Origin of the sequence: Halorhabdus sp. BNX81 (genome assembly GCF_029229925.1) — an archaeon.
Lineage (GTDB): Archaea > Halobacteriota > Halobacteria > Halobacteriales > Haloarculaceae > Halorhabdus.
Genome location: NZ_CP107254.1, coordinates 607,590 through 620,873, shown reverse-complemented (window position 1 = coordinate 620,873; position 13,284 = coordinate 607,590). Strand labels below are relative to the sequence as shown.

Annotated in this window: 14 protein-coding genes; 7 read left to right on the top strand and 7 right to left on the bottom strand. The window is 63.8% G+C overall.

The features are described from left to right. Positions 1-57 precede the first annotated feature (57 nt). From HBNXHr_RS02970 to HBNXHr_RS02950, 5 genes are all read right to left on the bottom strand, one after another. Complete coding sequence (locus tag HBNXHr_RS02970; RefSeq protein WP_275883113.1) at positions 58-585, bottom strand: hypothetical protein; 528 nt, start codon at positions 583-585, stop codon at positions 58-60. Beyond that, a complete protein-coding gene (locus HBNXHr_RS02965; protein WP_275883112.1) occupies positions 582-1,118 on the bottom strand; it encodes a helix-turn-helix domain-containing protein in 537 nt (178 codons plus the stop codon). Before HBNXHr_RS02965 ends, HBNXHr_RS02970 begins: the two co-directional genes overlap by 4 nt. 298 nt (positions 1,119-1,416) lie before the next feature. After that, the gene (gene htpX, locus HBNXHr_RS02960; protein WP_275883111.1) at positions 1,417-2,295 is read right to left on the bottom strand and encodes a zinc metalloprotease HtpX; all 879 of its coding nucleotides are present in this window, start codon (positions 2,293-2,295) and stop codon (positions 1,417-1,419) included. A 73-nt stretch (positions 2,296-2,368) separates the two neighbouring features. Beyond that, positions 2,369-2,782 carry a transcriptional regulator gene (locus HBNXHr_RS02955; RefSeq protein WP_275739332.1) on the bottom strand — a complete coding sequence of 138 codons (414 nt, stop codon included), beginning with the start codon at positions 2,780-2,782 and terminating at the stop codon, positions 2,369-2,371. Next, positions 2,766-3,077 carry a DUF6516 family protein gene (locus HBNXHr_RS02950; protein ID WP_275883110.1) on the bottom strand — a complete coding sequence of 104 codons (312 nt, stop codon included), beginning with the start codon at positions 3,075-3,077 and terminating at the stop codon, positions 2,766-2,768. Before HBNXHr_RS02950 ends, HBNXHr_RS02955 begins: the two co-directional genes overlap by 17 nt. 144 nt (positions 3,078-3,221) lie before the next feature. Here HBNXHr_RS02950 and HBNXHr_RS02945 point away from each other — a divergent pair, with 144 nt between their 5' ends. Both HBNXHr_RS02945 and HBNXHr_RS02940 read left to right on the top strand, forming a co-directional pair. After that, positions 3,222-4,358, top strand: a complete 1,137-nt coding sequence (locus tag HBNXHr_RS02945) for a 60S ribosomal export protein NMD3 (RefSeq protein WP_275883109.1) — start codon at positions 3,222-3,224, stop codon at positions 4,356-4,358. Beyond that, on the top strand, positions 4,351-5,448 hold the full coding sequence (locus HBNXHr_RS02940) for a class I SAM-dependent methyltransferase family protein (protein WP_275883108.1): 1,098 nt from the start codon (positions 4,351-4,353) through the stop codon (positions 5,446-5,448). The genes HBNXHr_RS02945 and HBNXHr_RS02940 overlap by 8 nt, the downstream gene beginning before the upstream one ends. A 328-nt stretch (positions 5,449-5,776) precedes the next feature. On the opposite strand, the gene HBNXHr_RS02935 is transcribed toward HBNXHr_RS02940, so the two are convergent. Then, positions 5,777-7,528, bottom strand: coding sequence for an ATP-dependent DNA helicase (locus HBNXHr_RS02935; RefSeq protein ID WP_275883107.1), 1,752 nt, complete (start codon positions 7,526-7,528; stop codon positions 5,777-5,779). 141 nt (positions 7,529-7,669) lie between these two features. Here HBNXHr_RS02935 and HBNXHr_RS02930 point away from each other — a divergent pair, with 141 nt between their 5' ends. After that, complete coding sequence (locus tag HBNXHr_RS02930) at positions 7,670-8,527, top strand: YkgJ family cysteine cluster protein (protein ID WP_275883106.1); 858 nt, start codon at positions 7,670-7,672, stop codon at positions 8,525-8,527. Between the two features lie 79 nt (positions 8,528-8,606). Here the strand turns inward: HBNXHr_RS02930 and HBNXHr_RS02925 are convergent, their stop codons facing one another. Then, the gene (locus tag HBNXHr_RS02925) at positions 8,607-8,780 is read right to left on the bottom strand and encodes a DUF5786 family protein (RefSeq protein ID WP_275739321.1); all 174 of its coding nucleotides are present in this window, start codon (positions 8,778-8,780) and stop codon (positions 8,607-8,609) included. A 181-nt stretch (positions 8,781-8,961) separates the two neighbouring features. Between HBNXHr_RS02925 and HBNXHr_RS02920 the strand changes: the two genes are divergently transcribed. From HBNXHr_RS02920 to HBNXHr_RS02905, 4 genes are all read left to right on the top strand, one after another. After that, positions 8,962-9,699 carry a beta-ketoacyl-ACP reductase gene (locus HBNXHr_RS02920; protein WP_275883105.1) on the top strand — a complete coding sequence of 246 codons (738 nt, stop codon included), beginning with the start codon at positions 8,962-8,964 and terminating at the stop codon, positions 9,697-9,699. Between the two features lie 355 nt (positions 9,700-10,054). Then, positions 10,055-10,933, top strand: coding sequence for a nitrogenase iron protein (gene nifH, locus HBNXHr_RS02915; protein WP_275883104.1), 879 nt, complete (start codon positions 10,055-10,057; stop codon positions 10,931-10,933). Continuing rightward, positions 10,933-11,820, top strand: coding sequence for a radical SAM protein (locus HBNXHr_RS02910; protein WP_275883103.1), 888 nt, complete (start codon positions 10,933-10,935; stop codon positions 11,818-11,820). The genes nifH and HBNXHr_RS02910 overlap by 1 nt, the downstream gene beginning before the upstream one ends. After that, positions 11,817-13,268: a nitrogenase component I subunit alpha gene (locus tag HBNXHr_RS02905; RefSeq protein ID WP_275883102.1), complete on the top strand. Its 1,452-nt coding sequence runs from the start codon at positions 11,817-11,819 to the stop codon at positions 13,266-13,268. The genes HBNXHr_RS02910 and HBNXHr_RS02905 overlap by 4 nt, the downstream gene beginning before the upstream one ends. The last annotated feature ends 16 nt before the right edge of the window (positions 13,269-13,284 follow it).

The window sequence follows — 13,284 nt, the reverse complement described above, 5'->3', positions numbered from 1 at the left end:
AGGTTCTCACCGTCGCAGGAAAATAACTCCGATATGCCGCCTTCGGAATGCGGAATCTCAACGAAATTCGTCGGCAGTGATCGTCTCCAGAAACGCTTCGCTAACGTATCGGAACTCGATACAGTCCTCGAAGCCGTGGGTAGGAAGTAAGCGCACAGCCGCTCGTCCCGCCGGTTTGTCCGTCGTCAACAGCACGATGCGGTCCGCCTCGCCGGCATCCAAAAGTTGTCCGGCAAGCCCAACGAGAGCCGTGTCCGCCTTCTCGATACGATCCTCGTCGCGGTCGGTCTCGCTGGCGATGAATCTGCGTGTCTCGTCCATCACCGTCGAAACCAACGGATTGGTGTAGTCGAGTTCGTCGGCGACGACGATCCAGCCCGATCGGATCCCAGCCGAATACGGCACGTCTCCCGAAGGATATTCCTCCGCAGCAGTATCGCCACCGAGTTCCTCGTAGACGCGTTGTGGAATTCGCAGGGAGATGTCTGCCTGTCGAACAGCCCGGCGAAGCCGCTGGAACTTGTCTTTCTCAGGCCCGCCACAGCGAACGAAAACACCAGTATCAGCGACGTAGACAGTCGTCATGTACGTTCGTCAGCGTACTCGGTGGCGACTGGTTCGAGCGCCTGTAAGATGATCTCGGCTTCGAGGGGTGAGAGATCGAGTTCCCGGGCCGCAATGCGATAGTTGACCGTGCCCTCGACGTACTCGAAGGCGTACTCGAGCGCGACAGCGAGGCCGTCGAGACCGTGTCGATCGATGTACACGTCGATGTCCTCGTCTGCTTCGCGACGGGCAACGGCCGCGATGAGTGCCGGCGTGATCGTTCGCGTCTCCTCGGCAGCCGAGAGCGTGAGGGCGATCGGCTCGGCGTCGTATTCGTACGGACGCCGGTCGCGGGTTTTCTCGAGCAATCCGGCCGTTTCGAGCTTCCGGACGTACTCGTAGGCGGTCCCCTGCGGGATGTCGACTCCGTCGACGATATCGGACACAGTGACCGGACCGTCCCGTAAAACCTGGGCGTAAACCCGGGCGAGTGCCGGCGTTTCGAGGAGGTCGGCAACTGTCTGTAGCTGCCGAATGGGTGACTGACCCGACTGTGGTGGGGACTGGGCCATCCTAGTTATGAGTTATACATAATTCGATATAAGAGTTCCGACTGTACGGGGGGTAGTGTTCAGATAAGGATCTAACCAGAGTGAGACTGCCCTGAAAGCCCTCGCCAGTTTCGGTCCCGCGCCTCGCTGCGCGCTTCGGCCGCGCTGCGGCCTGCAGTGCTTGCTTCGTCGGGGTTCCCGAAACTGGCTCGCCCTTTCATTCCGCCAGGATCCGGCTGAAAAGCAGGAGAAACAAACTCTTTGCTCGGTGCTTATCTGAACACCGCCGTACGGGGCGACGACAGGAAGAATCCGGCTCTCAAACCGTTTCCATCTCGCGTTCGAGTTCCTGGAGGCGATCGATTCGCTTCTCCGTCGAGGGGTGGGTCCTAAAGAGGTTGGCGATCATCCCCTTCGAGATCGGGACGATGAAGAAGGCGTTCATCTCCGACTGGCTTCGGAGGTCCTCCTTGGGAACGCGGTCCATCCGGTTGTCGATCTTCGCGAGCGCCGAGGCCAGCGCCGAAGGTTGGCCGGAGATGATCGCCCCGCCTCGGTCGGCGGCGTACTCCCGGTACCGGGAGAGAGCGCGGATCAGGACGTAGGAGACGATCCAGACGACCAGCGAGACGGCGATGGCGACGAAGATCCCGCCGCCACCGCCCCGGCGGTTGCGTCCGCCGCCGAACAGCCAGCCCCACCGGACGATCATAAAGGCGATCGTCGAGAGGAACGAAGCGATCGTCATCACCACGACGTCGCGGTTCTTGATGTGGGCGAGTTCGTGCGCGATGACGCCCTCCAGTTCGTCCTGCTCTAAGGTTTCCATGATACCCGTCGTCACGCAGACCGTCGCGTTCTTCTTCGAGCGCCCGGTGGCGAAGGCGTTCGGGACCGACGAGTCTGCCACCGCAATGTCGGGTTTCGGCAGGTCAGCCTGCTGGGCCAGCCGGGAGACGCTGCTATGGAGTTCGGGATACTCGTTCTCCTCGACTTTCTTCGCGCCCATGCTCCGCAGGGCGAGCTTGTCGCTGAAGAACAGCTGACCGAACGAGAACAGTCCCATCACGACGACGATACCCACGAGGCCGACGCCGGCGCTCGAAAGCACCCCCACGAACACGATATAGAGGGCGAACAGCAGGAACATCGTCACGACCATGCGCCCGCGCAGCCCCCAGTCCGGTTGCCACTGCATACACGCACTCGTAGGTGATCGGGAAAGAAAACCTCTCCGGGTGACGGTGTCGGCAGAATGCCCAACGGAGAAACTACACGACAGCTTCGTCCGAATCACTGGCCGATGCCACCAGCGGGAGATCGATATCGATCGCGTCGTACCACACGACCGGCCGTTTGGCATGGCCCTCTTCGACGAGATCGATCAAATGCAACTCCGAAAGTTCGGTCAGATTACGGTGGACCTGACTCACGTCACGTTCGACGAGGCGTGCAGTCTCACGAATACTCCCGGGTTCGTGCTGGACAATCGCCCGCAGCAGTTCCAGTGATTTCGGTCGTGTTACGCTGTGTACGTCCGCGGGGTCCGTGTAGACCACTTCGAGATGCGGATCGGGTGTCTCGCCTCGGTCGAGGGCGGCGAGCGTGTCCGAGAGTTGCTCGTCGTCACCCTCGCGAAAGCGAACGTGAAGCGTACGGTCAGTATCGTTACCAGTCGTGGCCATGTTCGATTACCTCTGATTTGAACTGCTGGAAGAGAGACTCCAGCCCGTTGAACTCGACGTCATCGACACTCCCGTCGGCCGTATGCTTGTGATGGCGTGCCGTATCCGGGTGGTCAGGGAAGTTGTCGTAGCGAAGGATCGTTTCCCCTGCAGCATTGCCATACTGCATCGAGTACTTGATCCCTTCCGGATACCGATCTGATTCGGGCACCCGGTAGGCATTGATCTCAGCATAGCGGTCACCGAAGTCCTTCGTGACCTCGATGACGGGCTGGGCGGGATCATCTCCGGGCACGGTTGTTGTTACGAAGTGCAACATCTTAATTGTTGGTGCGGAATACAAGGCGGTGTTCAGATAAGCACCGATCAAAGCGCTACGTTCTGTCGGCTAAATTCGAACCCGCGCCGTTTTTACAGACCAATCCCCTACCGCAGTGTAATGACGCGATCGGGTGCGTTCTGTCCGCGGTGTGGCGATGCGATCGAGAGCGACCCGACCGAGCGGCCGGGTCAGCCTGACGCGCACGATCCCGACAGCGTGCTGTGTGACGCCTGCTACTTCGAGGAGTTCGACCTCGTGGAGGCGCCCGAGCGGATCGAGGTCCGCGTCTGTTCGCGGTGTGGGGCCGTCCACCGGGGCAACCGCTGGCTCGACGTCGGTGCCGAGGACTACACCGACGTCGCGATCGAGGAAACCAGCGAGTCGCTGGGTGTCCACCTCGATGCGACCGACGTCTCCTGGCAGGTCGCGCCCGAGCAGGTCGACCGCAACACGATCCGGATGCACGCGACGTTTTCGGGGGTCGTCCGCGGGACGGCGGTCACCGAGGAGGTGGTCGTCCCCGTGAAGGTCTCCCGGCAAGTCTGCACGCGGTGTGGCCGGATCGCCGGTGGGTCCTACGCATCGACCGTCCAGGTGCGGGCACGCGACCGGACGCCGACCGACGACGAGATCGAACGTGCCGAAGCGATCGCCCACGAAATCGTCGCCGACATGGAGGCGACGGGCGCTCGTGACGCGTTCGTCACCGAGGTGGGCGAGGACGACGACGGGGTGAACATCAAGGTCTCGACGACGAACATCGGCAAGCAGATCGCCAGCCGGATCGTCGGCGAGTTCGGCGGTTCCTTTTCGGACTCGGAAACGCTGATCACCGAGGACGAGGACGGCAACGAAGTCTACCGGGTGACCTACGCCGTTCGTCTGCCGCCCTACCGGCCAGGAGAAATAATCGATCCCGAGGACGACGAGGGACCGGTGCTGGTTCGGAGCGTCCAGGGCAACCTCAAGGGAACGCGGCTGAAGACCGGCGACGCCTACGAGGCGAGCTTTGAGGCAGGCGATGCGCCCGACGCCCGACGGCTTGGCGATCAATCCGACGGCGTCGAGACGACGCTGGTGGCGATCGAGGACGACCACGCCGTCCAGGTGCTCGATCCCGAGACCTACGAGACCAAATCGATCCCGCGGCCCGACTATCTCGACGCCGACGCTGAGACGGTACCGGTGTTGAAATCGCGAGCCGGGTTGCACGTCCTCCCGAGCGACGAGGCGGACGAGATCAACGATGAGTGACGACAGTCCGATTCCGGACGACGAAGAGGAGGTGTCCGGGGTTCTCACCGGCGAAAGTGAAGGGTCCGGGGTTCTCACCGGGGAATATGAGGGTGAGCTCGCCGTCGTCGTCGAGAAACCCCGCGCCCAGCAAGCCATCGACGCCCTGACCGACGAGGGCGTCTACGACGCAGACCGGCGCGTCCGGGCCTACGGCGACGGCGGCGTCTCGATCCCCGTGACGGCCGTCCCCGAAACCGTCGACTTTCACGAAGTCGTCCGGCAGGTCGGCGATCCTCGACTGCGGACGCTGGCCGATCACCTCCGCGAGCGCGGGTGGACCGGAGCGGAGGTCGACCGTGCGCCGTCGTCGTGGGCCGTCGTCGGGAGCGTGATCCTCGTCGAGATCGGCGACGCACCGCGGCCCGAGGAACTGGGCGAGGCGCTGCTGGACCTCCACAGTGAGGCCGACACCGTCCTCGAACGCCACGGGATCGCCGGCGAGCACCGCGAGCCGGACGTGTCCGTGCTCGCCGGCGAGGGCGATACGGAGACGATCCACACCGAGCACGGCACGCGCTACGCGTTGGACCTCGCGAAAGTCATGTTCTCGCCGGGCAACAAGGAGGAGCGGGCAGGCATGGCCGAAGTGGTGAGTGACGGCGAGACCGTCCTCGACATGTTCGCCGGGATCGGCTACTTCACGCTGCCGATGGCCCGGGCCGGCGGGGACGTGGTCGCCGTCGAGCGCAACCCGACCGCGTTCCAGTACCTGCTGGAGAACGCCCGGCTCAACGACGTGACCGACCGTGTCCAGCCCTATCGGGCCGACTGTCGTGATGTGGTCGATGGGGTCAGTGCAGATCGCGTCGTCATGGGCTACTACGACGCCTACGAGTACCTCGACAGTGCCCTCGACGCGCTGAAATCAAGGGGAACCGTGCACCTTCACGAAGCGACGCCGGAAGACCTGGTGTTCGACCGGCCGATCGATCGGCTGGAGGCGGCCGCGAGCGATCGAGACCGGTCGGTCGAAGTACTCGACACTCGTCGGGTGAAGAGTTACAGCGAGGGCGTCGAACACGTCGTCGTGGACGCACGGATCCGGTGAGGGTGAGCATTTCAGTCCCGAGAGGGTAACACCTATTCGTCCCGGCGCTCAAGCCCCGATATGGACCGACAGCAGATCCTCGCGATCATCCTCGTGGTGTTGATGGTCGGGTCGTCGTTCGCCTACGCGGCGTCCAGCCTGTTTTGAGTGCGTCGAGTGCCCCGGCAAACACCGATCCCGTTCGAGAATCCGTCAAGCGGATTTACATCGAGTAGCGGGTCGTTCCAGTTCCGTGGTTTGCCCGATCGTGACTGCGGACGCACTCGGGATCGACGGGACGATTCGTCGCAGCGTCCCCCGTCGAAAGCCGACAACATGTGACCCAAAATCACTCCGTGTCCCAGACATCGGCGACGGGATTCGATCCCGACCGGGAACTGCGTCGTGAGCGGCGCGAGCCCCCCGACCCCGACCGACCGCTCGACCGGCCGTCGGTCAGTCCAGCGAGCGCAGCGTCAGGATCCGGATCGGCGAGATCGGGGCGCTCCATCCGATCGACCTGGTCGGCGAACCACCCCGGCATGTCGGTCCGGGCGCGATCGAAGAGATCCAACAGGCTCGAATCCGCGAGATAGGTCACCCCGTGATCCTCGGGCGAGCGGACGATCCGCCCGCAGGCCTGGATCACCGTCCGGAGCGCACTCCGGTAGTACCACGCCCAGTCGCCGTCTTCCAGGCGACGCGCGACCCGCGAATCCCGCGTGTTGGGGTAGGGAGCCTTGCAGAGCAGTTGCCACCGACAGAGATCACCGTCCAGATCCAGCGCTTCCTCCATCTTCACCGAGAGAAAGACCGTCGGGTCGTCGCTGCGCTTCCAGGCGGCGAGTTGGCCGTCGCGGTCCTCGCTGTCGTGAGAGCGGACCCGATCGCCGACGCCGAGCGCCTCGAGTTCGTCGGCAAGGGCATCCTGGATCGCGTAGGAGTGACAGTGCACCAGCCCAGGTTCTTCGGGATGACGGGCCATCAACGAGACGAGCGTCTCGGCGACCTTCGGAATCGTCGCATCGCGTTCCTCGTAGGTCATCTTCCCCTGCGTGACGTCGACCAGCGGCCGGTTCTCGACGGGGAAGGTGTGTTCGAGGTCGACCAGCGCCACGCGGTCGGGGTCGAGACCGGCGCTCGCACAGAACGCCTCCTTGTTGAGGATCGTCGCCGAGAGGAGCGCGAACTTGTTCCCCCGATCCCAGACCGTGTGTGAGAGAAAGCGTTCGGGATTGAGTGGCTTGCACGTCGTCCGGGTGCCCTCGCCGTCGGGCTGGTCGACGACCCACGTCGTCGGGCTATCGGGATCGCGGACGGCCTCCTGGAACCACGTCAGGTCCGACCGGAGTTCCTCGAGTCGGTCGCGTTCGGCGGCCTCCTCGGGTTCGAGTTCGACCTGCGATCGGAGGTCGGTCAGTCGGCGATCACAGACCCGCGAGAGGCCGGCGGCGTAGTCGGCGGCCGTCTCGACGTCGTCGATCTCAGGGGGCGGGCGTTCGTCCCAGACTGGGACCGTGTCGGGCGCGAGATCGATCGCGGCGTACATCTCGGCCCACTCGCCCAGGCCATGGGCCTCGTCGATCACGACCACGTCGCGCGTGCCGAAGACGTCCGAGCCGGCGGTTTGCATGAAATAGGCGAGCGTCATCGCCGCGATCGACTGGTTGGCGGCGATCGAGCGATCCGAGAAGTATGGACACCGGTGTTTGACCTGGCAGTCGAACTCGCGCTCGCGAGCGCAAGGTGCCTGGGTGACGGGGGTGTCTGTCTCCCCCGAGAGGATGCACTTGTAGTTTCCTTTCCCGCGGATGATCGAAAGGTCGTCGAGGAGCGGATCGCTCGCCACGTCGTCGAGCTGGGAGACCTGCGGGGTCGTGTAGTAGGCCCCGATCGGGTCGGTCGCGCTGGCCTGGCTCCCCCCGCGGGCACAGCCGGCGATCGCCCGCGCCAGCAGGGACTTGCCGCTGCCCGTCGGGGCGCGGACGAGCACGACGTCGTTGCCGTCCTCGAAGGCCGCCCGGATACGACGCAGGGCGTCCTCCTGGTTGCCGCGATAGGAGGGTGCGGGAAACGCCGATTCGATACGGGAGGGATCCACGCTCCTGGGAAATGGACGGACGATCCTAAGCACACCGATCGACAGCGTCGATCACCCGAACACCCGCCGTCGCCCGGTCCCGTGGTCGAGTGATCCGATCCCACCCACACGTCTTTGGTTCACGATAGCGTCTGCCAGGACATGGAGGTCGATTGCAAGGGGTGTGCGGGTTGCTGTCTCGACTGGCGGCCGCTCGCCGCGGGGGACATCGATCACGAGCGGCGCGGCCCCTACGAACCACTCGACGACGAGTACAACCTCGTCCCCCTCCATCGTGAGGCGATCCGCGGGTTCGTGGAGGAGGGGCTGGCCGACGCACTCGTCCCCAGACTGTTCGCGAGCGAGGATGGCATCGACGTCGGCGGGGTCTCGGTGGCAGCGATCGACGGCCGGCCGGCGTTTTTCGTCGGGCTGCGGTCGGTCCCGAAGCCAGTAGCTCCGTTCGGCCACGAACCGAGCTGGCTGTCGAGTTGCATCTTCCTCGACCCGACGACGTTGCAGTGTCGAATCCACAACACCGACCGGTATCCCGAGACCTGCGAAATCTACCCTGGCGAGAACCTCGTCCTCGATGTCGAAACGGAGTGTGAACGCGTCGAGGCCGAACACGGCGGCGATCGATTGCTCGACGACGAGCCCCCGGAAGATGCGACGCCGAACTTCGGTCCCGCGGCGATCGGGGAGACAGTCTTCGCACATCCGGATCCGGATCGGATCGGGGACGCCATCACGGGGCTTCGCGATGGCGAATCGACGCGGGACGACCGCGCGGAGTTCATCGCGGTCGCGGCAGCGTCGAGTCCGGGCACCTTAGAGGTCGAGCCGAGGCGGTACGAGCAGGTTCGCGAGCGGGCAGCGACCGCCGAGTCATGGATCAGTGAGGCCATAGCCGAGTGGCGACGACGGGCGGAAACCAGCGCTGCCGATCCGACGCTCGCACGGACGATCGAAACCCGGCGCGGAGCCACGCCCACGCCCGGGTGGGACGGAAGTCAGTGATCGCGTTCGAGCGGGGCCCGAACAAAGAGAGCGTCATCGCTACTGGTTGGGGACAGACAGTACCAATTTGCACGGCAAATCAGTCGGACTGGATCTCCTTGAACGTCTCCAGCAGTTCCTCGGTCGAGTCCTCACTTTCGTAGTCGACACTGCCGTGGTAGTCCGTCCGGTCGTCGTCGAAACTCGCGTCGACCGAACTGTTCTTGCGTTCACGGCGTTCGTGTTCCTCGTCATCGTACGCGCCCATCGACATTGTGTACCACGCTGGTTGTTCACGATATACCCCTATCAATGTAACGGTCTCACACGGGAGAGTTCCACATGGTATCCACCACGACGGGACAGGCCGGGCAGGCACTTGGTGACACCAGAGTGCGTCTGGCTAAATTTGCGTCACAGCGAATCGTTTTCACTCGTCACGTTGATCGGCCAATATGGAAGCGAAGACTTGCGTCGTGACCGGCGCATCGCGAGGAATCGGCCGTGGGATCGCCGAACGGTTCGGCAACGCGGGCTGTGAGGTCGCTGTCAACTACCGGAGTTCAGGAGAAGCCGCCCGTGAGGTCGTCGAGACGATCGAGGACGCCGGCGGATCGGCGATCGCCGTCAAGGCCGACGTCACCGAACCCGAACAGGTGAAAGCGATGGCCGAGGACGTCGAAGACGCCTTCGGGACAGTCGACGTGCTGGTCAACAACGCCGGCATCAATCAGGACGTCTTCTTCAAGGAGATGAGCCACGAGCAGTGGGACACCGTTCTCGACGTCCACCTGGACGGAGCCTTTCACTGCACCCAGACCTTCTACGACGACATCGCGGCCGCTGAGAGCGGTCGCCTGATCAACATCTCCAGCATCGTCGCCAAGGGCGGTAATCTTGGGCAGGCCAACTACGCGACGGCGAAGGCCGGCATCTTCGGGTTCACCCGGACGCTCGCCCAGGAACTCGCCCGCGAGGGATCGACGGCCAACTGCGTCGCCCCCGGGTTCATCGAGACGAGCATGGTGACCGACCTGCCCGAGTCGATCATCGAGCAGGTCGAGGAAGACACCCCACTCGGCCGGATCGGCGACGTCGAGGAAGTCGCCGACGTCGTTGCCTTCCTCGCGAGCGAGCGGTCGTCGTTCATCACGGGTGAGGTGATCGACGTCAACGGCGGGATGGATCTTTAGGGACGGTTCGGGCTGTACATTGGACGCCCGACGCTCACGTCCGATCGTTCTGCTGTCGAGATAAAACCGATTATCTATTATCGCTGTTATCGAACGTTTTTTGAGTATCTTGTCAATTTCCGCAATTAATTGGTCAATCATATAGGATAGCGGCATTATATTCTCCTAGTATCGCTAGATTGTGGATGTAAATTAGCCGAACGTTTTATGTTCCCTCTCGCGAGAGGCCCGGATGTCCGAGAGCCGGAAACCATTGCCGGCTTCCGGGAGGAACGCACGATGTACGCAACGACTACCGAACCGAACGAATCGACGTCCGAAAGGATCGAATGCACGAGAACTGGGGTGACGCCCGATGAGTGACGACGCGGACACCGAACCCCGGCAGATCGCTATCTACGGTAAGGGCGGTATCGGCAAGAGCACGACCCAGCAGAACACCGCCGCAGCACTCGCTAACAAGGGCCACAACATCCTCAACGTCGGCTGTGACCCCAAGGCCGACTGCACCCGCCTGCTCCGCCGGGGCGAACGCCTGGAGCCGGTCCTCGATCAGGTCCGGGAGGCGGGCGACCCCGAGGAATTGAACCTCGACGAGCTGATGATCGACGGCTACGAGGGCGTCAAGACCGTCGAGGCCGGTGGGCCAGAGCCCGGCGTCGGCTGTGGCGGCCGGGGAGTCATCACCGCCATCGAGGCCCTGGAAGCGAAGGGGGCCTACGAGGACGACCTCGATTACGTCTTTTACGACGTGCTGGGCGACGTGGTCTGTGGCGGCTTTGCGATGCCCATCCGCGAGGACTACGCCGACGAGATCTACATCGTCGTCTCGGGGGAGTACATGGCGCTGTACGCCGCCAACAACATCGCCATCGGCGTCCAGAAGTTCGCCAATCGGGGCTACGCCCGGATGGGTGGGATCATTTGCAACTCCCGGAACGTCGAACGCGAACGCGAACTCGTCGAGGAGTTCGCCGACCGGATCAACACCCAGATGATTCACTTCATCCCCCGGGACAAGGACGTCCAGCGCGCCGAGATCCAGAAGAAGACGGTCATCGACTGGGACGACTCCGTCGAGCAGGCCCAGGTGTACGAGGAACTGGCCGAGAAGATCGAGACCAACGAGACCTACACCGTCCCGGACCCGATGGAGCAGGCGGAACTCGAATCGCTGATGCGCGAGTACGGCGTCGTCACGCCCAACGCCGCCGAAGGGGAGGCCGCCGACTGATGGACGCGGAGCCACCCGACGACCCGCACGTTGAAGCGGCCGAGGAGTCCGCGACAGCCGATCACCCTTGCTACGGCGACGGCACCCACAAGGAGTTCGGCCGGATCCACCTGCCGGTCGCCCCCGACTGCAACGTCTCCTGTGGGTACTGCGATCGGCGCTTCGATTGCCCGAACGAGAACCGGCCGGGCGTCTCCTCGGATGTCCTCTCGCCCGAGGAGGCGGTCGATCGCGTCGGCGAGATCCTCGACGAAGAGCCGCGGATAACCGTCGCGGGCTTTGCCGGCCCCGGCGACTCACTGGCCAACGAGGAGACCTTCGAGACCCTGGAACTGCTGAACGAGCGCCATCCGCAATTGAAGGGGTGTATCTCGACGAACGGTCTGCTCCTGCCCGACCGGATCGACCGCCTGGACCGCCTGGGCGTCGAGACGGTGACCGTCACGGTCAACGCCGTCGATCCCGCGATCGGCGAGGAGATCTACGGCGGCGTCACCTACGACGGGACGGTCTATCAGGGCGCGGAGGCCTTCCAGTTGCTCCTCTTCCAGCAACTGCGGGGGATCCGCACGGCCGTCGATCGCGGGATGGTCGTGAAGGTCAACTCCATCCTGATCCCCGGCGTCAACGAGGACCACCTGCCGGCGGTGGCCGAGACAGCGGCCGACCTCGGGGCCTACGTCCACAACGTCACGCCACTCATTCCGATGGCCGAGTTCGCCGAGCACGAATCGCCCGATCACCAGCAGGTGGCCGCCGTCCGTGAGGCGTGTGGCGGCCACCTCAACCAGTTCCGCAACTGCCAGCAGTGCCGGGCCGACGCGGCCGGCATGCTGGCCGACGACCGCTCGCTCGCGTCAGTCAACGTCAGCGGAGGACAGCCATGAGACTGAACTGCAACGATTCGATCCCGGACCGCGACGACCACGTCGTCGAGAAGGGATCCGAGGAGTACGACCCGGAGAACCCGGGGGAGTGTATCGACAGCAACGAACCGACGACGCCCGGCGACATGACCGAGCGCGGGTGTACCTACGCCGGCTGTCGGGGCGTCGTCGGCGGGCCCGTGAAAGACGTCCTGCACGTCACCCACGGCCCGACAGGGTGTGCGTACTACTCCTGGGGCTACCGGCCCCACCTGGCCAGCGACACGAGTCAGCACATGGACAACGTCTTCGTCTCGAACCTCCAGGAGAACCAGATCATCATGGGCGGGGAGGACCGCCTGCTGGAGACGATCCTCGAGGCCCACGAGGAATTCCCCGACGCCGAGGGTATCTTCGTGTACAACACTTGCTCACCGGCTCTCATCGGTGACGACGGCTTCGACGTGGCAAAGCGCGCCGAGGAGGAAATCGACGACGACGTGCCGGTGACGTTCTTCCCGTGTGCCGGGTTCTCGGGGGTCAGCCAGTCGAAGGGCCACCACGTCGGCAACAACGTCATCTTCGACGAGTTGATCGACCCCGCCGAGACGCCCGAACGCGAGGAGATGACGATCAACATCGTCGGCGAGTACAACATCAAGGGTGACCTGGAAGTCATCCGGCCGCCGCTTGAGGAGCTGGGCCTGGACATCAACGTCACGTTCACCGGCGACGGCGATCTGGAGAGCATCCGCCAGATGCCGAAGGCAAGCCTCAACGTCGTTCACTGCGCCCGTTCGGCTGGCTACATCACGGACATGATCGAGGACGCCTACGGGACGCCCTCGATCGAGGTCTCCTTCTGGGGGACCCGCCACATGTCCAAAGCCATCGAGAAGGTCGCCGACTTCTTCGACATCGAAGAGCGCGGCCAGGAAGTCATCGAGTCCGAACTCGATGCTATCGACGACCGACTCCAGTACTACCGCGATCGCCTGGAAGGCAACCGGGTGTTCATCTACCAGGGTGGCCCGCGGTGCTGGCACTGGCCGCCGATGTTAGAGGAGGACCTGGGCATGGACGTCGTCGCCGTGGGCTCGACGTTCGGCCACGCGGACGACCATCGCAAGATCTTCGAGCGCGTCGGCGAAGACACCCTGGTCGTGGACAACCCCAACGGCCCCGAACTCGAGGAGATCCTCGCTGACTACGACATCGACCTGTTCATCTCGGGCAACAAGGAGAAGTTCCTCGCGTACAAGCGCGGGATCAGCTTCGTCAACGGCCACAGCTACGACTCGGGGCCCTACGCCGGTTTCCGCGGCCTGCTCGGGTTCGCCGAGGACATGGACAAGGCCGTCAACAACCCCGTCTGGGATCTCGTCGGCGAGGAAGCCGAACCGTTCGGCGGCGACGGGAGCCCGGACGTGCTCGATCACGTCGGCGACGCCTCGGGGGTGGCGGACTGAATGAGCAGCGAGGTCG